Origin of the sequence: Paeniglutamicibacter sp. NPDC012692 (assembly GCF_042901625.1) — a bacterium.
Classification (GTDB): Bacteria; Actinomycetota; Actinomycetes; order Actinomycetales; family Micrococcaceae; genus Paeniglutamicibacter.
In genome coordinates, this window is record NZ_JBIBDE010000001.1 from 658,296 (window position 1) to 680,393 (window position 22,098).

Annotated in this window: 23 protein-coding genes; 6 read left to right on the forward strand and 17 right to left on the reverse strand. The window is 60.9% G+C overall.

The window, feature by feature from the left end; translation table 11 throughout:
- Positions 1-58: 58 nt before the first annotated feature.
- The 4 genes from ACFY5D_RS02910 to ACFY5D_RS02925 all read right to left on the reverse strand — a co-directional run bounded on the left by ACFY5D_RS02910 (position 59) and on the right by ACFY5D_RS02925 (position 4,539).
- Positions 59-1,546 carry an amino acid permease gene (locus ACFY5D_RS02910; protein WP_387524793.1) on the reverse strand — a complete coding sequence of 496 codons (1,488 nt, stop codon included), beginning with the start codon at positions 1,544-1,546 and terminating at the stop codon, positions 59-61.
- A gap of 160 nt (positions 1,547-1,706) precedes the next feature.
- On the reverse strand, positions 1,707-1,853 hold the full coding sequence (locus tag ACFY5D_RS02915) for a hypothetical protein (protein ID WP_387524795.1): 147 nt from the start codon (positions 1,851-1,853) through the stop codon (positions 1,707-1,709).
- Between the two features lie 211 nt (positions 1,854-2,064).
- Positions 2,065-2,925, reverse strand: a complete 861-nt coding sequence (locus tag ACFY5D_RS02920; RefSeq protein ID WP_387524798.1) for a hypothetical protein — start codon at positions 2,923-2,925, stop codon at positions 2,065-2,067.
- Positions 2,926-3,159: 234 nt separating this feature from the next.
- Positions 3,160-4,539, reverse strand: a complete 1,380-nt coding sequence (locus ACFY5D_RS02925; RefSeq protein ID WP_387524801.1) for a DUF1254 domain-containing protein — start codon at positions 4,537-4,539, stop codon at positions 3,160-3,162.
- A 611-nt stretch (positions 4,540-5,150) separates the two neighbouring features.
- Between ACFY5D_RS02925 and ACFY5D_RS02930 the strand changes: the two genes are divergently transcribed.
- A complete protein-coding gene (locus ACFY5D_RS02930; RefSeq protein WP_387524804.1) occupies positions 5,151-5,624 on the forward strand; it encodes a hypothetical protein in 474 nt (157 codons plus the stop codon).
- A 57-nt stretch (positions 5,625-5,681) separates the two neighbouring features.
- Here ACFY5D_RS02930 and ACFY5D_RS02935 read toward each other — a convergent pair whose 3' ends face one another.
- Together ACFY5D_RS02935 and ACFY5D_RS02940 are read right to left on the reverse strand one after the other, a co-directional pair.
- Positions 5,682-6,047, reverse strand: coding sequence for a DUF1622 domain-containing protein (locus tag ACFY5D_RS02935; RefSeq protein ID WP_387524807.1), 366 nt, complete (start codon positions 6,045-6,047; stop codon positions 5,682-5,684).
- Positions 6,048-6,095: 48 nt separating this feature from the next.
- Entirely contained in the window at positions 6,096-6,923 is an 828-nt protein-coding gene (locus ACFY5D_RS02940; RefSeq protein WP_387524809.1) for a bile acid:sodium symporter family protein, read from the reverse strand.
- Between the two features lie 1,008 nt (positions 6,924-7,931).
- On the opposite strand from ACFY5D_RS02940, the gene ACFY5D_RS02945 reads away from it, so the two are divergent.
- The 4 genes from ACFY5D_RS02945 to ACFY5D_RS02960 all read left to right on the forward strand — a co-directional run bounded on the left by ACFY5D_RS02945 (position 7,932) and on the right by ACFY5D_RS02960 (position 11,775).
- Entirely contained in the window at positions 7,932-8,834 is a 903-nt protein-coding gene (locus ACFY5D_RS02945; protein ID WP_387524811.1) for a formylglycine-generating enzyme family protein, read from the forward strand.
- 41 nt (positions 8,835-8,875) lie between these two features.
- Positions 8,876-9,196: an EthD family reductase gene (locus ACFY5D_RS02950; RefSeq protein ID WP_387524813.1), complete on the forward strand. Its 321-nt coding sequence runs from the start codon at positions 8,876-8,878 to the stop codon at positions 9,194-9,196.
- Complete coding sequence (locus ACFY5D_RS02955) at positions 9,193-9,354, forward strand: hypothetical protein (RefSeq protein ID WP_387524816.1); 162 nt, start codon at positions 9,193-9,195, stop codon at positions 9,352-9,354. Before ACFY5D_RS02950 ends, ACFY5D_RS02955 begins: the two co-directional genes overlap by 4 nt.
- A gap of 66 nt (positions 9,355-9,420) precedes the next feature.
- On the forward strand, positions 9,421-11,775 hold the full coding sequence (locus tag ACFY5D_RS02960) for an arylsulfatase (protein WP_387524819.1): 2,355 nt from the start codon (positions 9,421-9,423) through the stop codon (positions 11,773-11,775).
- A gap of 263 nt (positions 11,776-12,038) precedes the next feature.
- Here the strand turns inward: ACFY5D_RS02960 and ACFY5D_RS02965 are convergent, their stop codons facing one another.
- The 11 genes from ACFY5D_RS02965 to ACFY5D_RS03015 all read right to left on the reverse strand — a co-directional run bounded on the left by ACFY5D_RS02965 (position 12,039) and on the right by ACFY5D_RS03015 (position 21,069).
- Positions 12,039-12,596 (reverse strand): SRPBCC family protein, encoded by a 558-nt coding sequence (locus ACFY5D_RS02965; RefSeq protein WP_387524821.1) that lies wholly within the window; start codon positions 12,594-12,596, stop codon positions 12,039-12,041.
- 384 nt (positions 12,597-12,980) lie between these two features.
- A complete protein-coding gene (gene nrdF / locus ACFY5D_RS02970; protein ID WP_387524824.1) occupies positions 12,981-13,955 on the reverse strand; it encodes a class 1b ribonucleoside-diphosphate reductase subunit beta in 975 nt (324 codons plus the stop codon).
- Positions 13,956-14,102: 147 nt separating this feature from the next.
- Positions 14,103-16,223, reverse strand: coding sequence for a class 1b ribonucleoside-diphosphate reductase subunit alpha (nrdE, locus tag ACFY5D_RS02975; RefSeq protein ID WP_387524827.1), 2,121 nt, complete (start codon positions 16,221-16,223; stop codon positions 14,103-14,105).
- A gap of 17 nt (positions 16,224-16,240) precedes the next feature.
- Complete coding sequence (nrdI, locus tag ACFY5D_RS02980) at positions 16,241-16,720, reverse strand: class Ib ribonucleoside-diphosphate reductase assembly flavoprotein NrdI (RefSeq protein WP_387524830.1); 480 nt, start codon at positions 16,718-16,720, stop codon at positions 16,241-16,243.
- 47 nt (positions 16,721-16,767) lie between these two features.
- A complete protein-coding gene (gene nrdH / locus ACFY5D_RS02985; protein ID WP_209997258.1) occupies positions 16,768-17,013 on the reverse strand; it encodes a glutaredoxin-like protein NrdH in 246 nt (81 codons plus the stop codon).
- Between the two features lie 755 nt (positions 17,014-17,768).
- Complete coding sequence (locus tag ACFY5D_RS02990) at positions 17,769-18,224, reverse strand: DIP1984 family protein (protein ID WP_387524833.1); 456 nt, start codon at positions 18,222-18,224, stop codon at positions 17,769-17,771.
- Positions 18,225-18,313: 89 nt separating this feature from the next.
- Positions 18,314-19,075, reverse strand: coding sequence for a YggS family pyridoxal phosphate-dependent enzyme (locus ACFY5D_RS02995; RefSeq protein WP_387524836.1), 762 nt, complete (start codon positions 19,073-19,075; stop codon positions 18,314-18,316).
- Between the two features lie 76 nt (positions 19,076-19,151).
- Positions 19,152-19,502, reverse strand: coding sequence for a zinc ribbon domain-containing protein YjdM (locus ACFY5D_RS03000; protein WP_387524839.1), 351 nt, complete (start codon positions 19,500-19,502; stop codon positions 19,152-19,154).
- An 81-nt stretch (positions 19,503-19,583) separates the two neighbouring features.
- Complete coding sequence (locus tag ACFY5D_RS03005) at positions 19,584-19,910, reverse strand: hypothetical protein (protein WP_387524842.1); 327 nt, start codon at positions 19,908-19,910, stop codon at positions 19,584-19,586.
- An 83-nt stretch (positions 19,911-19,993) separates the two neighbouring features.
- Positions 19,994-20,716, reverse strand: coding sequence for a DUF2071 domain-containing protein (locus ACFY5D_RS03010; RefSeq protein ID WP_387524845.1), 723 nt, complete (start codon positions 20,714-20,716; stop codon positions 19,994-19,996).
- A complete protein-coding gene (locus tag ACFY5D_RS03015) occupies positions 20,713-21,069 on the reverse strand; it encodes a metalloregulator ArsR/SmtB family transcription factor (protein ID WP_387524848.1) in 357 nt (118 codons plus the stop codon). The genes ACFY5D_RS03010 and ACFY5D_RS03015 overlap by 4 nt, the downstream gene beginning before the upstream one ends.
- 216 nt (positions 21,070-21,285) lie before the next feature.
- Between ACFY5D_RS03015 and ACFY5D_RS03020 the strand changes: the two genes are divergently transcribed.
- Complete coding sequence (locus tag ACFY5D_RS03020; RefSeq protein ID WP_387524850.1) at positions 21,286-22,047, forward strand: alpha/beta fold hydrolase; 762 nt, start codon at positions 21,286-21,288, stop codon at positions 22,045-22,047.
- Positions 22,048-22,098: the final 51 nt, after the last annotated feature.

Consider the following 22,098-nt stretch of genomic DNA (forward strand, 5'->3'; position numbering starts at 1 on the left):
GCGGGCGAAGTCCTGCATGCGGCATTCTGTGAGTCCGCATGCAGGACACAAGGGGGCGTTACGGCTTCGTCTCCACGGTATTGAGCTTGCTGTGCTTCCGGGAATAGGCGAAGTACACGATGAACCCAATGACCAGCCAGACGACGAACCGTATCCAGGTCTCGAGCGACAGGTTCAGCATCAGGTAGAAGCAGAGGAGTGCCGAGGCGATCGGGACGACCGGAACCCACGGCACCTTGAACGACCGCTGCAGGTCCGGGCGGCTCTTGCGCAGGACGATCACGCCGATGGACACCAGGATGAACGCGGCCAGGGTGCCGATGTTGACAAGCTCCGCCAGCGTCGACAGGGGAACGAACGTCGCCAGGATCGCGATCGGGATGCCGGCGAGGATGGTGAACCTGTAGGGCGTGCCGAAGCGCGGATGGGTCTTGGCCAAGGACACGGGCAGCAGGTGGTCGCGGGCCATGGCGAAGCCCACGCGCGTCTGGCCCAGGAACAGGATCATGCACACCACGATCAGCCCGATGCAGGCTCCGATGGATATGAGGTTTGCCATGACAGGCAATCCCACGTTCACGAAGGCCGTGGCCAGCGGGGCGCCGTCGGCCGGGTCGATGTCCTTGTAGTTCTGCATGCCGGTGATGACCAACGACACTGCCATGTAGAGCAGGGTGACGATCGCCAGCGAGCCGAAGATGCCGATCGGCATGTTGCGTTGCGGATTGCGGGTCTCCTCGGCCGTGGTGGCCACGACGTCGAAGCCGATGAATGCGAAGAAGACCATGGCGGCCGCGGCGAAGACACCGGCGACGCCGAAGACGCTCGGCTCAAGCCCGAACAGCGTCTGGACCAGCGGCAGGTGCAAGGCACCGCTCTCGGTCGGGGGCGGGGTGCTGGCCGGTGGAATGAACGGCGACCAGTTGGCGACGTTGATGAAAAAGGCCCCCGCGATGATGACGGTCAGCACGACCAGGACCTTGATGCCCGTGACCACCTGGTTGATGCGGCTGGAAAGCTTCACCCCGGAAATAAGAACGAACATCAGCCCGATTACGAGCACGCCGGCGGGCAGGTTGAGATAGCCGTGTTCGGCAGTCGCGATCGCTTCGGGGATGGCAAAGGGCGTCCCGGCAAGGACAACCCCCAGATACTGGCTGAAGGATGTGGCAAGTGCCGCGGCTCCGACGGTGAATTCCAGAATCAGGTCCCACCCGATGATCCAGGCGAGCATCTCTCCCATGGTGGCGTAGGTGTAGGTGTAGGCGCTTCCCGCGGCCGGCACGCTCGAGGCCAGCTCGGCGTAGCAGAGTGCTGCCAGTCCGCAGCCAAGGCCCGCGATCAGGAAGGATAGTGCGATGGCTGGCCCTGCGTTCGTGGCGGCAGCATGGCCGGTGAGGACGAAGATGCCGGCGCCGACGCTGACCCCGACGCCGAAAACAATGAGATCCAGTGCGCCGAGGTTTTTCTTGAGCTTGTGCTCTGGTTCCTCGGTGTCTTGCAGTGTTTGCTCAATGCTTTTCGTCCGAAATATTCCCGATGACATGATGCCTCCTCGTATGGGAACGAAGCACGCAGTGCTGCACCTCACGATACGCCGGGGTCATCTGCTCCGGTAGAGCGCGACGGGGTCTACAACGACTCCGAGCAGCTCGTCAGAGTCGAGTTGTCGGCGGCAAAGGTCAGCCCATGTTGGCGCCGGTGAACTACGCGATCAGCCATATTGCCTCGACGACAAGGGAATACTTGTGGAAGCCCTTCTTTTCGGCTTTACGATTGCGCACCAGAACAATGATTGCCCACACCAGGTGGAGCACCATGCGCAATAGCTCCGCGGCTCCGGTGACGGCCATGATGGTGTTGCGTCCCGTGCCGACCCCGGGCCTGGACTTCGCCGGAGTCTGCGATTCGCGACATGGGCTCAGTCGGATCGCGAGGTGACACTTGGTTCCCCGAGTGCCCTGACCGCAGTCTTGCCGGGCATGACCCAGCCAGGGCACCCATTTCGAAATGGCCAGCCCCTGGGCTTGACGGTATCAGCCGGGTGATTTCGGCATTTGATCTTCAACGCCCGTACTGGACCCGCACCGTGCCGTTGTCGGGCAACACCACCACGGTCCCGCTCTGCGCCGTCCACCCGTCGGGCAGGAAGAACAGGTGACCGCCGCTTACCGACAGCAGCCGCAACCCGTCGTAGCGGTAGACCGGTGCGGCGTCCGTGCCGAGCTTGGTTTCGATGACAGACGGCGCGCTGATGGCCAGCGGCTGGGAGCTGTACAGTTCTGCGCGCGGAAGGTCGTCGAGGTTTTGCTCGATCTCCATGGCCGCGCGGCGGCCGACGGCGTCGGCGTGGTTGCCCGCGCCCCAGCACAGTAGCAGTGTCACGAGCCCAAGTAACAGCGCACCTTGGCCAACGCGATGCCCAACCGACAGCGCCTCCGGTTTGCCGGGATGCGCAAGCCAGCGCAGCCGCAACGCCCACGCGGCGAGCAAAACGCCGGCGGCAACCACGTAGGGGGCATACAGCGTGATTCGATCGGACTTAAGCACCAGCACCAACAGAGCGGCACCTGCCACCAAGATGCCCACGAAGGCAACAACCCCGGCCATCCGCCGAACCGTGGGGCCATCGCCGCGCTCAATCCGGCGGCGAAGCCATCTGTCTAACGGCAGGGTGCAGAGGCCTACGGCGAAGAGGCAGACCAGCAGCGCGAACAGGTTGCCCACACTGAAGCGGATGTAGTCCTGGCTGGTATATCCGAACAGGGCCAGGTTTAGATTCATGTACTTGGCCTGGGCGGCAGCTTGAGCCCAGCCGGAATAGGCCAGCACCGCGCTGATGACGGCAGTTGGCGGCCCGATGGACGCGATGGCGGTCAACAACCGGGATTTAGTTGTTCCCCCGCCATCTGTTGTCTGCGTCATGGCGCTCCTTGGTTCGGGTTGACGGACGGCGAGACCCGCGACCGAGACGACGGTCCTGCCGACTGCGCCAAAGCCATGGCGAATGGGAGGAACCGGGATTCTCGCTACGTTGGAAAGCGAAGACATGTTGAATCGTGATTCATGTCAACGGACGGTCCCTCTTTGGCCTCGTCCACTGCTCTGTCCAAGCCGCCGATGTGCGTGGCTTGGTCGGGGAACCGTTCACGGTCGGCGTCAATGAGGCGGGCGACGCTCGGTGCGCTGCAGTGGCGGCGCGGTCCATTGGCCGGCCAGCGCTTCGTCCTTCGGCCAGTAGAGACGCATGGCGATCATGAACGGGCCGACAGGGGCGGGCAGCCAGTTGGCGTTCCGGTCCTCGCCCGGGGAATCGTGCTGGATCATCAAGGTCAGGCCGCCGTCGGGATCCCTTGCAAGCAGGGGCAGCATACGGGAGTTGATCAGGTAGCGACCCAGCGGGTTGGCCACAAGCAGGCTTCGTGGCATGTTGTACATCGTCACGGACCAAAAAGCGTTAACCGGCGGCAGCTCGCCGGGCGCAAAACGCAGGGTGTAGCGGCTGGCTCCGTCCAACGGCCGGCCTTCGGCGTCGGTGCCGTAGAGCGGATACATGGCTTCGGCTTGTGAATTGCCATAGATCCCCAGCTTCGCAGCGGCCATCCGGTACAGATAGTTGTTCTGCAGGTACTCCCGGGTGCCAAACAGCTGTCCCGAGCCGATCTCACCCGCGTCCATTTGCTTCCTCAATGCGGCGAAGTCGTGCCAAGCGTCCTGGATGCCTCGCTCGAACCCTTCCCTGACGCCAGGGTCCAACTTGTCAAACCCAACACTCCGGCCGGCGGCAATTCCGATCCTGGCGAAGCGCTCCCTCAGCTCCGCTTCTGACGGGTGTATGGGACAAAACTGAAGGAGGAAACCCAAAAGGTCGAACACTGCCAGTGAGCTCTCTTCCTCCGCTGGCGTAAGCGGTTTGGGGAAATCGACGAGCGGCGAGTCAGGGGGTGTGGGCTGTCCAAGAAACGTTGAGAGAGGTTGCGTGATGTAACCGGACTGAACCGTCTTAACGTTCTCCAGGTCCTCCGGGTTGAACAGCTGGGTTCGGTAGACCGCGAGTGCAAGCTCGGTTTCTGACCGAAACACCGCGGCGACTCCCGCGGGAGTCTCACCGTTCCATCCCGGTCCGGCAACCAAGAAACTGCCACCGTCGTTGCCGGTGGTGCGGCTGCCGATGTAGGCGAAGTTGTGTGTGTACAAGTCGATCAGTTGGATGCTGAAATAGCGTTCCTGCTCAATCTTTGGCACGGTGAGGACGATTGGTTCGGCACGCAAGTCAAGACCGAGCATCGAGTACGGCGTGTCCGAGTTCGGCGTTTGTACCGTCGTGTCGTCTGATGTGTACACACGGGGTATGTTCCTGAGCTGGTTCCAGGGAGCCTTGAATTCAGGATTCCCGCGGTCGACGAAATAGGCGTGCATGATGCGGTAGCCATCTACCATCGGAAAACCGTAGGTATAAGCATCTTTGCCGATGGAGCGCGCGTCGGCGGGACCAATCTCGGATTGGGGTGGAGGTGTTGATGGTTGCACGGTATTCATGCCTTGCGTCTCTTTGCACTAAGCAGGATGAAGAAGACTGGTTACTTGCAAACCGTGGACCATTGTCCTGATCTTGTCACAACCGGTCGACCGATTTGATTGCGGCAGCATTTCCACGCGCCGCGGGTTCGCCGTTTCAGCGAAATCTGGGGAGGCAAGCAGTTCTCGTGGTGGTCAACATGGTACCCAGTGCATTTCCGTAAGTCACGACCCACAGGTTGGGGCGCCTGCGGTCATCTAGTGACAGGCTCCAAGACGGGTTGAGCGTAGTTGGCCCGCCTCCGATGCTCCGCAGCCAGCAAATGGTCATCCTTGGAGAGCAAGAGAAGCTCGATCCACGGCAAATTGAGTTCCAGTTCTCCCTTGTTGTCAGTCCACGTGGCCGAACGGCAAGGACAGGGTGGGCCTGCGGTTCACAGCTGTCTGGCAGCGTGGCTCCGCTCGTAGGAATTCCGGGACGCAGGTTCCCCTGTTCAGTTCCGGGCGGCACGGACAAAAGGACCAAGAAATGACTCAGGCAAAGGCTGCCCTGTTGCCAGACCTCGACCGAGCGTAGTCTTGCATAAACTTCTACGCCAAGACCCGGCCGCTGGCCACCGGGGAGGGTATTGATGAATATTGAAGTCAAGCTGCAGTTTTTCCAGTCTGCAGCCACGGTCCTGCCATCGATATTTGTCGCTTTTGCCCTCACCAGCCATTTTCTGGATCCCGCCAGTAGGCGCAAACTGAAGATCCAATTCCTTGGGCTATCCGGCAAGTACGGCATTGTCATGATGGCAATACTGATCACCGGCTTCATCGCCGCCGAGCTGCTGACACTGATCGTCCTCGCCACGAACACTCCCAGCTTCCCGGTCTTCGTCTTCGTCATCTTTTATGTTTTCCTGTTTGCCTGGTTTGTCGGTCTCCAAGCGTTGAGCCCGATGCTCCAAGACGCAGTAGTGGCGGCGGAAGAAGCGGCTGACGACGAAGTGGGCAAGGCAAACGTGGTCCGTGGATACCGACGGTTCGGTTACACGATCATTACCTGTTCATTGGTCCTGCTTCTAAGCGGGGCCATCATTTTCTATGTCTTGAGAGCTTAGGTCTGACCAGGACAACGGGCACCATATGCTTTCACGCTCCTTTCATGCGCCAGCAAATCACAAAGACTCGGGGGTCCTGTCTGTATCAAGTTTTTGCCAGGGCCATCTTCCTGTCATTTCAAGCTCCAGCGTGAAACTGAGAAAGGTACGGATCAGGACAATGAGTGCGAGAACACCCATCGACTCGAAGGTCGGGGTCACAGCGACCGTGCGAATGATGTCGGCGGCCACCAGCAGTTCCAGGCCTAGAAGGATCGAACGACCCAAACGCTCCCGGTAATTCACGTAAATCGTTCCTGGCCGGTTGCGCAACAACGCCATGGCCGCCAGAAGAGTCGCCACGACCGCTCCAATGACTATTGTCAGGACGCCAGCGGCATCTACGGCCCTGCCAAAGCCTTCCATGATCGAGTCAAACTCCATTCGATTCATTCCCTTCCTTGCAACTGCCGCGGCCGGCAAGGCCCGGCGTCAACTTTTACCGTTGGTGGCCAGCCGTGTCGCGGAACGCTTTTGCATCCACTTCATATACGGGATGCACACGATCGTGCCAACGATCAGATACAGGATGATGACGGCCCCGAACTGCATGGACGGGAAGTTCAGGGTGGCGATTGCCAGGGCGATGCCCGGATGGCGGAGCGAGCTGGCAAGTGCCAGAACCCTCGATTCGCTGGGGTTCGGTCCTGCCATGATGTGGCCGAATGCCAGGCCCAACACCGTAAAAGCGACAAAGGCCACGACAGTTCTTGCCGTCAGAACCTCCAAGAACTGTGGGAATGCCGCGACCAGCACGAACACGACTGCGGCCAGCAGCACCACCTTCGCCACCAGGGCGAACGGTTTCTCCACCCTTTCTGCCAGGCGTGGCAGGAATGCTCGTACGAGCATGCCTGCCACCAGCGGCAACACCACCGCCAGCAGAACCTGCCGGGCGACCGCCGCGAAGCCTACGTTGAACGGATTGTCCGTGAGGCTACCCAGGAACAACACCAATGCGGGAATGAGCACGATCGACAAGATAGAGACGGTTACCGTGAGCCCAAGCCCGTACGATGCGCGCCCACCGGGATCGTGTTCCTTGCCCAAAAGGGTTGGAGGAACGGGTGACAGCGCGAGAGTCACCAGCGCCACCAGCGCGACGCGAGGCGGGTCAACGAGCAGGGCCAGGACCAAGGCAACAAAGGGCATCACGATGAACATGGACACCAGTGAGATCACGAGGATGCGCGGACGGCGAACGACGTAAAGGACATCCGCGATGGTGGCCCTCAGGCCGAACCCAAAGACCGTCAGCATGATGCTCCCCTGAAAGGCAAGGAGCAATATCTTCGGAGGGTCCATGCTAGCCCCCGCATCCGCCGAGGTTGGTATACACAATTGACTCCTGTTCGGGTTCCGGGAAGGACGCGCCTAACACCTGCGGAGATCGTTCGGGAATGGTCCGGCACCTTTCCGCGCCATCGGAACAGTTGCCGGTGAGCGGATGACCGTGTCCGGACCACTTGTCAGTACTGGATAGCCCCGAGTGTAGACCGTCCAAAAGGTCGCGGCTACGTCCGAGCCTTGTTCGGATACCGTTTGGGCGGCAGACTGCCTGTGCTCCGTCTGCCCGCACGTTGTGCCGCGAATGTCGGCAATTCAGCGCCACGACCGCCAGTTTTGCGTGTCCTCCGGCTGGCACGCCCGGCTGACCGAAATTCGACCAACCGCGTCATCATGGGAACCGTCGGCCGATCGAGTGGGGTGAGAAAAGCCGACAAAGATTCCCGGGACCGGAGGCGACGGTGTTTCATGCATATTTTGGCTCATTCTTTACGCTAGATGGAACATCTCAGAGAGTTGTCGAAACGGTTCACCCGGCATTTGCAGCGGCAGGTAACCGGCGGCCCTTTCGAGGAGACTCCATGGTGACTACATCAAATTCGGCAACATGAGATTTCGGGTTGAGGAGCCACCCCGCGGTCCTATCGTGGGAAGGATCGTTGTGCTACGGTGACTGCATTATCCGTGGGTTGGGGGCGCGATAGGGTCGCTAAATGGGACCCGAGAGGAGCCGGCATTGGCCAAAACGTCTCTAGGCCACGAACTTCCCAAACTGTCGCCCGTGACCAGTTTTCAATCCGTTGTGGCAACTGAAAGGCGCTCTTCCCAACAAGTACTGACAATCCGGCGCAAGGGAACTAGCGACTTATGAACCCCGCGAATGGTGTCAGCCACCCGGTCACCGCGATTCCCGTTTCCTCCAGTTCCGCGGCAGGTCCAGACGCTGCAGCGAAACCAGCCGGGAAACCACCTGCTCCAAACATGGTCCGGGTTCCCGGCGGCACGTTCCTGATGGGCTCCGACCATCACTATCCCGAGGAAGCTCCCGCCCACCAGGTGAAGGTCAGCGGATTCTGGATGGACCGCCACACCGTAACGAACCGCGAATTCTCCCGGTTCGTTGACGAGACCGGGCACGTGACCGTGGCCGAACAGATACCGGATCCGACCGATTACCCCGGAGCGGTGCCCGAGCTGCTGGTGCCAGCCGCGACGGTGTTCGTCCAACCCTCGCATCCGGTGGACTTGGGCAATCCGTACAACTGGTGGACCTACGTGCCGGGAGCGGACTGGCGGCAACCACAGGGACCGGGAAGTTCCATAACGGGGTTGGAAGATCACCCCGTGGCACAGCTTGCGTGGACCGACGTCGAGGCATACGCGAACTGGGCTGGTAAGTCGCTGCCCTCGGAAGCCGAGTGGGAGTTCGCCGCCCGCGACGGCCTCGACGGCGCCACCTATGCCTGGGGTGAGGAGTTCACCCCGTCCGGACGTTGGATGGCCAACACCTGGCAGGGCGAGTTCCCGTTCCAGAACACTGGACAGGACGGGTACGCCGGTACCGCTCCCGTCGGTTCGTTCCCGGCCAACGGTTACGGCCTGGTGGACATGATCGGCAACGTCTGGGAATGGACCTCCGACTGGTATCGGTCACACTCCGATTCCTCTCATGCCTGCTGCACACCCGCAGATCCGCAGGGTGACATGCAAACCCGGAGCATCGACCCGTACGATCCCGTGCGAATTCCGCGCAAGGTGATGAAGGGCGGTTCACACTTGTGCGCACCGAACTACTGCAAGCGCTATCGGCCCGCCGCACGAATGCCTCAGGCTGTCGACACCGCCACTTCACATCTGGGCTTCCGCTGCATCATCCGGACTTGAGAGTCCACCACTGGCGAAGCTGTCTGGAAGGAATGTCAGTCATGCAAAAGATTCTGATCCTGCATCCCGAGCCCACCGAGCGTGCGGCCTTCGAGGACTACTACGTGAACAAGCACCTGCCGATGGCGGCCGAGTTGCCATCCCTGAATGCGGCCCGTTATTCCATTGGGGTTTCCGGCATCGGGGATCCATACACAGGGTCCCCGTATTTCGCCTTGTTCGAGGGGGAATACGATTCCCAGGAGGACTTGGCCTCGGCCGTTTCATCCTCTGCAGGCCAGGCGCCATTCGCGGACGTGGCCAACTTCGCAACGGGAGGGGCGGTGGTAATGCGCTACCGGGTAGAAACCCTGATCGGATGAACATCAAATCCACCTCTTCAGCGACGGCGGCCGCCATTTCCTCGAAGTACCCTCTGCCACCCAGCAAGAACGGTATTGAAGCGCTGGTTCGCCGCCACGTACCCACAATTGCACCCGCGCAAGCCCTCGAACGGGAAAGTACACCATTCCTGACGTGACAGGTGGAGCTCCCGGTTCCAGCAAAGGTGCAGATGGGTCGGAACCAATTACAGGAAGACAAGGTCATGGAAAATCAACAGCCAGTCTCGGTCTCACTCCCCGTGCCGGATCGCGGATACCGGGGATTCCTGCCCTACGACGCCAGGGATCCCGACTCGCATTTTGAGCCGATCCAACCGACGCAGCCGCCACCCGGGGCCCCGAATGTGCTCATCGTCCTGCTGGACGATGTAGGTTTCGGCGCGGCCAGCGCCTTCGGAGGCCCGTGCGCGACTCCAACAGCCGAGCGGCTTGCAGCCGCCGGCCTGAAATACACGCGCTTCCACACCACAGCACTGTGCGCACCCACCCGGGCGGCCCTGTTGTCGGGAAGGAACCACCACACGGTCGGGATGGGGACCGTCACGGAAGCCGCGACGGCTGCCCCCGGCTACACCTCTTCTCGGCCAAATTCCACGGTGCCGCTGGCTGAGATCCTCCGGATCGCCGGCTATTCGACCGCGCAGTTCGGCAAGTGCCACGAGGTTCCCGCCTGGGAGACGAGTCCGGTGGGTCCCCTCGACCGATGGCCCACGCACTCGGGTTTCGACTACTTCTACGGTTTCATCGGCGGCGAAACCAACCAGTGGTATCCGGCCGTAATCGAAGGCACGACCCCGGTGGAGGTCGGTCGGCCCGAGGACGGCTACCACTTCATGGTTGACATGACAGACAAGGCCATCATCTGGAGCCGCCAGCAAAAGTCGTTGGCGCCGGACCGGCCCTTCTTCATGTATTTCGCGCCAGGCGCGACACACGCCCCGCACCATGTGCCGGCGGACTGGATCGCCAAGCAGAAAGGACGCTTCGACAAGGGCTGGGACGCGGTCCGCGAAGAAACGTTCTCGCGCCAGAAGGAGCTCGGGGTGATTCCCGCCGAGGCTGTCCTCACCAAGCGGCATGCTGAAATTCCTGCCTGGGATGATATGCCGGAGGATCTCAAGCCGGTCCTGGCACGTCAGATGGAGATTTATGCGGCTTTCCTTGAATTCGCCGACCACCACGTGGGACGCCTGATCGATTCCCTGGAGGCAGACGGCCTCCTGGACAACACGCTTGTCTACTACATTGTCGGGGACAACGGGGCCTCCGCGGAGGGCTCGCTCAATGGCACCTTCAACGAGATGACCTACTTCAACAAGGCAAGCGCACTGGAGACTCCCGAGTTTCTGATCGAAAATCTCGACAAGTTCGGCGGCCCAGAATCATATAACCACTATGCCGTCGGCTGGGCGCACGCCATGGATACCCCGTACCAGTGGACCAAGCAGGTCGCATCGCATTTCGGCGGGACGCGCAATGGCACGGTCGTTCACTGGCCCGCGGGCATCGCGGCCCGCGGCGAGATCCGTCACCAGTTCCATCATGTGATCGACATTGCCTCCAGCGTTCTGGAGGTCATTGGGCTGCCCGAACCCGACACGATCAACGGCGTCACCCAGAAGCCCTTCGAAGGCACCTCGATGCGTTATTCCTTCGACGACGCAACGGCCGCCGACACGCACACCACCCAGTACTTCGAGATGATGGGAAACCGCGGCATCTACCACAACGGCTGGACGGCGGTGACCCACCACAGCACCCCGTGGGTGGCAGGCCAGCCGCCCGCCTTCGACGACGACGTGTGGGAACTCTACGACACCACGACCGACTGGACCCAGTCGCGCAACCTCGCCCAAGAGCAACCAGACCGGCTCCACGAACTCCAGCGGCTCTGGCTCATCGAAGCCGTCCGCCACAACGTGCTCCCGCTCGATGACCGCACCGTGGAACGGATGAACCCGGATCTTGCCGGGCGGCCCGAGCTCATCAAGGGCAAAACCCAGCGGCTCTACCGCGGCATGACAGGCCTCAACGAACACACGACCATCAACACCAAGAACAAATCACACGCCGTCACCGCCGCCATTTCAGTCGCTGAATCCGGTACGGGTGGCGTCATCTTCGCCCAGGGCGGCATAGGCGGAGGATGGGCGTTGTCCGTGGACGACGGGAAGCTGAACTACACCTACAACTTCCTGGGGCTGAACACCACACACATCACTGCCACAGAACCACTGCCGGCCGGGGCCCATCAAGTGAGCGCCCAATTCGCCTACGACGGCGGCGGACTGGGCAAGGGGGCTGAAGTTACGCTGTTCGTCGACGGCAGCCAGGTCGCCGCCGGGCGCATCGAACGCACCCACCCGATCTTGTTCTCGGCCGACGAAACAGCCGACGTCGGCATCGATGCCGGGTCCCCGGTGTCCGACCGGTATTCCGACAGCAACAGCAAATTCACCGGCGACATCGAATGGGTCCAGATCGACCTGGGCGATGACAGCCACGACCACCTCATCACCCCTGAGGATCGAATGCGGGTGGCCATGGGGAAGCAATAAGGCCGCGCAGCACTCTGTCCCTTTGCGCAACGCGCGCTCCGGGCAGGACAGAAGACTTTAACATTCTTCACCCACGTCCGGCCGGCCGGTGTGGCGGCAAGATTCCGAATTTGCCCCACCCGGCTGGCCCAGAACCCCATTCTTCGGTGCGGGGGCATGGCCGCTGTGCCCGGCCCGGCGGTTAGCAGGTCGAACGGCCGATACCCGTCAATGGTGAAGAGCCTTGTGCGAGTGTACGTTCGTCTTGCTCGCGAGTCCCTGCATCAGTTCTTCACATGTTCCCGGAGAGTGCGCAGGACTCGGCGTTGTACTCCTCTGATGATCGGGCCGCTCAACCAGATTAACGGGACGGCCCAAGGGCGTGCTCCAATGGCCAGCGTCCAGGTGAGGCGGGATCCGGAGGGTGTGGGCACGATGGCCCAGTCCTCCGCAACATTTCTGAGGCCGGGAAGAGTCGCCTCCAGACCGCCGAACGAAAATCGCTGCCCCTCGACCCAGCGGAAGAACTGTTCCCGGACGGTGAGCACTCCCGCCAGCGTGACCTCGCGTACTGTCCCTACGCCGAAAGGTGGCGAGCCCCAGCGCAGACCGGTCCATACCGGTACCCAGTGGAGCAACTCGTAACCAGTCAGCACTTCCCAGATCCGTTCGGCTGGCGCCGCGGTCTCCACGGACTGCTCGTAGCGAAAGTGAGCGGACTTTAGGAACGCGTCACCACTTTCGGCGAGGGGATACCACCGCCGGGAGATTAGTGCCATAGTTCCGTCCTCCGGGTGCGCAGTCTTCCAACAACGATCGCTGCGTCGACCTTGCAGCCACATGAATTAGCCAGCGCGCGGGCGTCGTCGCAGCGGAAAAGCGCAATGGAACCCATTACCTGATGGTACTGGCCCCGACGTTCTTGAGGTAGGCCTTTCTCGGATCATCGACGCTGCCGTGGTTCCGAATTGCCGAAGCACCGGGGAGCGATGTCGGGCATGACAGTCCCAAGACGGAAGGCTTCGGCCATGGAACGAGTGGCGGAGAGAATTGACGCGCCGCTCCCGCTGAACCAGAAAATTCGCTGAGCGGGGCACGAATCACCAGCGACATTGGCTGGCGAAAACGAAAACTCCCAAGAATCACCCCTCCTCGACAAAACGCAAAGGGCGCTAGCTTCCGCAGTGGAAGCTAGCGCCCTTGTCGATAGAACCGGGAAGCCAGACTTAGAAGTCCCAGTCCTCGTCTTCGGTGTTCACGGCCTTGCCGATCACGTAGGAAGAGCCGGAGCCGGAGAAGAAGTCGTGGTTCTCGTCGGCGTTCGGGCTCAGTGCCGAAAGGATCGCCGGGTTAACATCGGTCACCGATGCCGGGAACATGGCTTCGTAGCCCAGGTTCATCAGCGCCTTGTTGGCGTTGTAGTGCAAGAACTTCTTGACGTCCTCGGCCAGACCAACACCGTCGTAAAGATCGTGGGTGTACTGAACCTCGTTCTCGTACAGCTCGAACATGAGCTCGAAGGTGTAGTCCTTCAGCTCCTGCTTGCGCTCCTCCGAAAGGCCTTCGAGGCCCTTCTGGAACTTGTAGCCGATGTAGTAGCCGTGGACGGCCTCGTCGCGGATGATCAGGCGGATCAGGTCTGCGGTGTTTGTGAGCTTGGCTCGGGAAGACCAGTACATCGGCAGGTAGAAGCCGGAGTAGAACAGGAACGACTCGAGCAAGGTCGAGGCGATCTTGCGCTTCAGCGGGTCTTCGCCGTAGTAGTAGCTCTCGATGATCTGCGCCTTCTTCTGCAGATTCTCGTTCTCGGTGGACCAGCGGAATGCGTCGTCAATTTCCTTGGTCGAGCACAGGGTCGAGAAGATCGAGGAGTAGCTCTTGGCGTGCACCGATTCCATGAAGGCAATGTTGGTGTACACGGCTTCTTCGTGCGGGGTAAGCGCATCGGGGATCAGCGAGACGGCGCCGACGGTGCCCTGCAGGGTGTCCAGCAGGGTCAGGCCGGTGAAGACGCGCATGGTGAGCAGCTTCTCGTCCTCGGTGAGCGTGTTCCACGACTGGATGTCGTTGGACAGCGGCACCTTTTCCGGCAGCCAGAAGTTATTGACCAAGCGGTTCCAAACCTCGACGTCCTTATCATCCTGGATGCGGTTCCAGTTGATGGCTTCGACGTGGCTGGCCAGCTTTAGCTTCTCAGTCATTTCCGTCCCTCTTCTTACTAAAGTTTTTGGTTGTTGCGGGTGCGCGTACGACGGCGGGTGGTCACCCGCCGTCGTACGCATTCGGTTGTTAGGTTATCTCTACCTGGCAACCGGTGGTGAATCGGACGTGCTTAGAGCACTACCCGGCTACAGTGCGCAGGAAACGCAACCTTCGACCTCGGTACCCTCAAGTGCCATCTGGCGCAGGCGGATGTAGTAGAGGGTCTTGATGCCCTTGCGCCATGCGTAGATCTGCGCCTTGTTGATGTCACGCGTGGTGGCGGTGTCCTTGAAGAACAGCGTCAGGGACAGGCCCTGGTCCACGTGCTGCGTGGCAGCGGCGTAGGTGTCGATGACCTTTTCGTAACCGATTTCGTAGGCATCCTGGTAGTACTCCAGGTTGTCGTTGTTCAGGTACGGAGCCGGGTAGTACACGCGGCCGATCTTGCCTTCCTTACGGATCTCGATCTTCGCGGCCACCGGGTGGATGGACGAGGTCGAGTTGTTGATGTAAGAAATGGAACCGGTCGGCGGCACGGCCTGCAGGTTCTGGTTGTAGATGCCGTGCTGCATGACGGAGGCCTTCAGCGCACGCCAGTCATCCTGGGTCGGGATGTCGATGCCGGCAAAGAGTTCGCGCACACGCTCGGTGGCGGGAACCCATTCCTGCTCGGTGTACTTGTCGAAGAACTCGCCCGAGGCATACTTCGAATCCTCGAAGCCCTCGAAGGTCTCGTTCTTCTCGATGGCGATCTTGTTCGAGGCGCGCAGTGCGTGGAACACCACGGTGTAGAAGTAGATGTTGGTGAAGTCCAACCCTTCTTCCGAACCGTAGTGGACGCGCTCGCGTGCCAGGTAGCCGTGGAGGTTCATCTGGCCGAGGCCGATGGCGTGGGTCTTGGCGTTGCCCTGGGCAATCGACGGAACCGAATTGATGTAGGACATGTCCGAAACGGCCGACAGCGCGCGGATCGCGGTCTCGATCGAGGCTCCGAGGTCCTTGCCGTCCATGGCCTTGGCAATGTTCATCGAACCGAGGTTGCAGGAAATGTCCTTGCCGACGGTCTTGTAGCCGAGGTCCTCGTTGTATTCCGACGGGGTCGAGACCTGCAGGATCTCGGAGCACAGGTTGCTCATCGAGATCTTGCCCTTGATCGGGTTCTCGCGGTTTACGGTGTCCTCGAACATGATGTACGGGTAACCGGACTCGAACTGGATTTCAGCAAGGGTCTGGAAGAACTCGCGGGCGTTGATCTTGGTCTTCTTGATGCGGGCATCATCGACCATCTCGTAGTACTTCTCGGTGACCGAGATGTCCGAGAACGGAACGCCGTAGACCTTCTGGATGTCGTACGGCGAGAAGAGGTACATGTCCTCGTTCTTGCGGGCCAACTCGAAGGTGATGTCTGGAATGACAACGCCCAGCGACAGGGTCTTGATGCGGATCTTTTCGTCGGCGTTTTCACGCTTGGTGTCCAAGAAACGGTAGATGTCAGGGTGGTGCGCGTTCAGGTACACGGCACCTGCGCCCTGGCGGGCGCCAAGCTGGTTGGCGTAGGAGAAGCTGTCTTCGAGAAGCTTCATCACGGGGATGACGCCGGAGGACTGGTTCTCGATCTGCTTGATCGGGGCGCCGTGTTCGCGGACGTTGGTCAGCGAAAGTGCAACGCCGCCTCCACGCTTGGAGAGCTGCAGCGAGGAGTTGATGCCGCGGGAGATCGATTCCATGTTGTCTTCGATGCGAAGCAGGAAGCAGGAAACCAGCTCGCCGCGCTGGGCCTTGCCGGCGTTCAGGAACGTCGGGGTGGCAGGCTGGAAGCGGCCTTCGATGATTTCGTTGACCAGCGAGACGGCCAGTTCCTCGTCGCCACGTGCCAGGTGCATGGCAACCATGCAGACGCGATCTTCGTAGCGTTCCAGGTAGCGCTTGCCGTCGAAGGTCTTCAGCGTGTAGGACGTGTAGAACTTGAAGGCGCCCAGGAAGGTCTCGAAACGGAACTTCTTGGCATAGGCACCGCGGTAGAGGTCGCGGATGAAGTTCATCGTGTACTGGTCGAGCGTTTCACGCTCGTAGTACTCGTGCTTGACCAGGTACTCGAGCTTCTCGTCGAGGTCGTGGAAGAACACCGTGTTGTTGTTCACGTGCTCCAAGAAGTACTGACGTGCTGCGGCACGGTCAGCCTCGAACTGGATGCGTCCATCGGAACCGTAAAGGTTCAGCATGGCATTCAGCTCGTGGTAACCCAAGCCCTGAAAAGCTGCAGGCAATTCCTTAGAATCCTGTTTCACGTCAGGCTCTGCGACGTTCGTGTCCAAAAGACTTCCAATCCTTCGCGAACTCGGGTCACATCTTCTTGGGTGCCCATGAGTTCAAATTTGTATAGAAGCGGAACATTGCACTTGGCTGCAATCTTTATTGCGGCCAGGCAGTACGTGGTTCCAAAGTTTGTGTTTCCGGCTCCCACCACGCCACGCAGCAGGTTTCGGTTGCGTGCGTCGTTGAGGAACTTCACAACCTGCGGCGGAATCGAACGTTCCCCCTTTTCCCCACCATAGGTGGGAAGCAGGAGAACGAATGGTTCCGTGGCCACCAGTTGTGGATCCCGACTGTGCAGAGGAATACGCGCAGACTCGATCCCCAGTTTCCCTGCGAACCGGTGTGTGTAACCGGATGCGGAAGAAAAGTAGATCAGGTGGCTGCTGGTGAGTACCTCCGCCGCAGTGGCGTGACCTTGCATCGGTGTCGCCAGCGATGAAGTAGGCATCGTGATCGCCTCGAAATTGCTTGAATCGGTAAAGCTATGGGGGCTAGTTAGGCCACGGAAGCGCTGAGGCCCTGGGCAAGCTCTTCGATCTTGTCCGGGCGGAAGCCAGACCAGTGGTCGGCGTCGGTGATGACAACCGGTGCCTGCATGTAGCCAAGGGCGCGTACGCGCTCCAGCGCAGCGGGATCCTGCGAGATGTCAACGCTCTGGTAGACGATGCCCTTTTTGTCTAGAGCGCGGTAAGTTGCGTTGCACTGTACGCATGCTGGCTTCGTGTATACCGTGACGGTCATGTCCGTAAATCCCCTCGTGCAAAAAATCTATGTATGTGGTGTGGCCGGCTCCCCGCGACTCCCTCCGATGGGGACGGTCGCCGGGACGATGTGACTCGGTGGCTTCAAAGCCTTCGAGAGGCGGAGATTCATACATTTCCCCGCGCATTTGGGGGATTTTGCACTAGGCCTCGCCAGCTATTTCAATACTACATCTAGTGGGGCCGGAGGGGTTATACCCCAAGATGATGTATTACACGTCTGTCATTCCGGTCACCCGCAGTCCACACGCACTGTGGATAAGTTGCCCCACTTTAACCCCGGGAATCCAGCAAAAGACCCCCTGCGTCCACACCCTGTGGAGGAGCAACCCACAGTTAATTATTTTGGCGTGTCGTGCCCCTCGGCGTGTCGAATCCTTGGCTCCAAACACAAAATGTGGCGTACGTCAGTGAGTACAGGCACAACCCGTGGGAATGAGAGAGTCCCGGCCCGCAGGTTCACCCTGCGGGCCGGAACAAAAGATCGCATGGTCCCCGAACCCCACCCTCACCCGGACAACAAGCCTGCGCGTGGTGATAATTTGTGCGAGGTGACCCTCCGTTGGGAGTTGATGCGTGTGTGCACCGTGAAGGACATGATCTGTGACCGGCGCGAACCGGCGGACTGGTCCTTCAGTCCCTGCAAAGCCATCCGATTTGGCCTGGACGGCGGTAGGCCTTGCGCACGCTCTTGAAATCCGGACTACCGACTTGCGATCTGACCGAACCAACGACTCAGGAAAGCTCGTTGATCCAGTTGGCTTCCTGGATTCGTGTATCCAGTTCCCTCAACTTGGCCGCTAGGGCATCCGCCTCGGACCTGATCACCGGAACGTCCACGATCGAGACGTAGCGCAATTCGCTGCGGGTGCTCCGGTCAAAACGGGCCGAGGCGCGCGTTGCCACGGTTTGGCGCAATCGGACCTGCTGGCGCAGAACGTCGCGTCGGGCCAGTGCGGCCGTCATGCTTTCGTGGCCCGGCACCGTCACCGAGAGGTTGGTGGCGTTGATCCTGACAATCAGTTCCTGCAGTTCCGCCGCCAACCTGTCGTGCTCGGCCAGCAATGCCAACGGATCTTCGGCGGGCTTCTCGCCCTCCTGCACCAAGACGTTTTGCTCGATGCGCGAAGATATCTGGCTCATCCGTGTTGCTAGGTCGGCCCGCTTGGCCAATGCCTCGGCTAGTTTCATGGATTCAGTCTAATCACACGGGGATTCTGCATCGCCCATTTTCCGCGCGGCGCTTCGTCCGCGACCTTTTCTGCCGACAAGCCGGAGAACTACTGGCTGGCGGGAAGAGCCCGGGCGCCGAAGATTCCCTGGCCCACGCGCACCACGGTGGAGCCTTCCTCAATGGCCAGTTCGAAGTCACCGCTCATGCCCATGGACAGTTCCTCGATTTCCATGCCTTCCGGCGCGGTCTCCCGGAGCATGTCCCGGATTTCACGCAGTCGAACGAAGCATGCGCGTACGGCTTCCTTGTCCTCACTGAAGAGTGCAAGTGTCATCAAGCCCTTGACATGCAGGCGGTCGAATTGCGGAAGCTGGTTCACGAAATCCTGCACGTCCGCAGGGTCCAAACCGAACTTGCTTTCCTCGTTAGAGGTATTGACCTGGACGAAGACGTCCAACTGGCGGTCCTCGTCCTCGAGTCGACGCTGCAGGGCCTCGGCCTGGCGCAGGTTGTCCAAGGCCTGGAACTCGTCGGCGAACTTCGCCACATACTTGGCCTTGTTTGTCTGCAGATGCCCGATCACGGAGAACTTCAGCCCCGGGATGTCGGCAAGGCTTTCGGCCTTGCGCGCGACTTCCTGAACCTTGTTCTCGCCCAGGAACGTGGCGCCCGCGGCGATCGCCAGACGAAGGCGATCCTCCGGCACCGTCTTACTGACGGGCAGCAATCGAATTGAAGCCGGGTCGCGGCCTACTTTTCGAGCCGCTACCTCGATGCGTTTCCGGATCGAGGCAAGATTGTGCTCAAAATCCTCAACTGAGTTTGCGAGGGCAACTGCGGGTTCGGGGGTGCGCACGGGCTGAGTCATGAATGGAAAATCTTTCAGGGTGAGGAACTTCGAAATATCTGACCATCGGGCGGGCCGACGGCCCGCCCGTCGGTGGCTAAACCTTTTTCACGACCGAGGACTTCAGCTGCATGGGACCAAATCCGTCAACCTTGCAGTCGATGTCGTGGCCATCCACGCCATTGACCAGGCGAATGTTGCGCACCTTGGTTCCGACCTTGATCGACTGCGCCTGTCCTTTGACCTTGAGGTCCTTCACGATGGTGACGGAGTCGCCGTCTGCCAGTACGTTGCCAACCGAATCCTTGATGGCCTTTTCCTGGGGTTCTTCGGATTCGGTTGCCTCTGCCGACCATTCGTGGGCGCATTCGGGGCAGACCAAGAGGGCGCCCATTTCGTAGGCGTAGGGGCTTGAACACTGGGGGCACGGAGGCAGAACATCACTCATGCCTTCAAGTCTAGGCGGCAACCGCAGATTCAGGTCCCAGGCAATGCCTTGTGGCGAGCCCGCCGACAGGCCGGACGCCGGCTATTTTCGATTGAAAAACACCACGAAATAGCCAACGGCGGCAAACAGGAGACAGGCGAACCCCAGTGCCAGGGCGCAGACCGCCGGAACCGTAAACGCGTTGGCGCAGGAGCCGAACAACATCATGCTTCCGCCTCCGGTGGCCATGAACAGCAACACCGGCAATCCATAGATAACCAAACCCACGACGGCAAAAATCGGGCAGGCAACCAAGGCGGCGAAACTCAATTTGCTGAGGCGGCATGCCGGCATTTGGGCAGCGGCGTCCGCGGAAGGCACCTGAAGCACCGAGGATCCAGCTCGCAGCGTCGGCTCAGATTGGCTCATACCTAGGAAGCCTACGGCCAAAAACGGGATAAACCCAGTAAATGGACTTTATGCTGGCCTATGTGTCGCGAGGTGCAAACCAGTTAGCAAATGGACTGGTTTCGTGCCTTCGGAAATTCCGACGCAGACCACTTGACGGGAACATCGCGCATGACCAGGACATGGTCGAGTTCCGCGGCGCCAGGCGGCAACGAGTCGAAATAGGAGGATCCAATGTCGTGGATCTCTGTTGCCCCGACTTCCCACTGCCGCGTGCTCAGCTCAAGGCCGTCGAGCGTCTTGCCGCCCTTGGCCGGCGACCACCCGATTGTCCCCTCACGCTGGAACGCCGAAGCCTCCCCCAAGGTGCCGAAGAGTCGACTGACCCATTCCGTCGAATCCGAGACGTCTGCGTGCACGCGCATGTCCAGTGCCCGGGCATCGATCGTGATGCGGGAAGGCGATTCGGATACGGAGAATCCCGCGTGCTCATGGCGGCCCGGCAGGAGGGTTCCGCCCAGCACCACCGGCAGCCGGGAAGACGAGTGCCTGACCGGGATGAATACCCCGTTGCGGGTTCCGGACTCGTCGTCCCACTCCACCGCAATGCGGTGCGCCGCGTTTTCGGCGCTCCACCCCACGTTGGCGCCGATCCACTGTGGCCGGACGGCCGAAAGCCGGAGAAGGCAGATTCCGCCCACCGCCGCATCGCCCACCAACCGGGGGCGCAACCCCGAAGGAAGCAAGGACTGCGCCACCTCGGGATCCAACCTGTAGTTGACCAGTAGGCGGCGTGAAATGGTGGCGTCCAGGGTCGGCATTTTCATGATTCAACGCTCGTTTCAGTGGAGGTTTCGGCGGGGCTCGCCGCGGAGGGTACCCGGTGGCGAAGCCCGCGGAGCAGCATTTGTTCGGGACATACCGCGGAGAGGAAATTGCCGACGGAGTGCGCCAGCTGCTCCCCCGCCAGCGAATAGAGAATGCGGTTGGCCTCGCGGCGCTCGGTGATCAGGCCCGCGGCCCGCAGGATCGAAAGGTGGCGTGAAATCGTGGGCCCGGAGCTCGTGAACCGCCCGGCAATTTCACCGGCCGACTGCTCCCCATCGCGAAGATCCTGGAGAATCTGGCGCCGGGTGGGATGGGCCAGCGCGGTGAATACATCGGCGGTGTTTTCGCTCATGTCTTAAATTTAGCATGTTCGCTAAATAGCGAAACCGCTAAGGACGAAAAACTTGCGGCCATGGGAAAAGCGGACAACCCATGCTCCCCGGTGCCGGGGACCGCGCGGGGGCGGAATCGTTGTTCCGGCGGCACCAAAAGCATAGGATCACGACAGGGAAACGCACCGTCAACGTGGAGGCCATGCCCGGCGACCGAGGCATCTGGGGGTTTGGACATGAACAGCCATCTGACCGTTCACACCGGCGCGGCACGCATCCACTGCACCATCGGCGCAGGGACCGGGCCGGCCGTCCTGTTTCTCAACGGCGCCTTCTCGACGCGGCGCGACTGGAAACACGTCCTGCGGGCGCTCCCCCCGGAGCTACACACCGTCACCTTCGACGCCCGCGGGCGGGGCAGGTCCGCCGACTCGCCCGACTACTCGTTTTCCGGCGCCCTGGAGGATGTCGGCAGCGTCATCGAGGCAACCGGGCTGCACCGACCCGTCCTGGTCGGCTGGTCCCACGGCGCCACGCTCGCGATCCGCTACGCGGCCACCCACCCGGGCGAGGTTGCGGGGGTGGTCCTCGTCGACGGGGCCTTCCCCGTCCGCGTCTTCCACGAGAAGGCGCAAAAGCGTGTCCGGCGGCAGTATCGGTTGTTGCGCATTCCCATGCGCATCCTGGGGTCGATGCGCTTGCTGGCCCGGATGACTCACCACGAGGCGGCAAACGTCGTGATCGAGCTCGATGAAATCGATGCCGGGCTGCTTCCCGACTACAGGGACCTCACTTGCCCCGCGCTTTTTGTCGTTGGCAGCGGCCCGCACAAGGGATCCCCCGCCGAGGAAATGCGGACCATGAGGGCCGCCGCGGACCGTGCCGTCGCCGCAAACGAGATGGTGCGCGTGCATTCGGTCGTCGACGCAAACCACATGCGCATCCTGCGCAGGAACGCCGCGGACGTCGCCGACGCCGTCGCGTCGCTGACCCGGTAGCCGGCCCGGTAGCCGGCCTTGCGGGACCGAAGAACCCCGTCCCACGTGGGA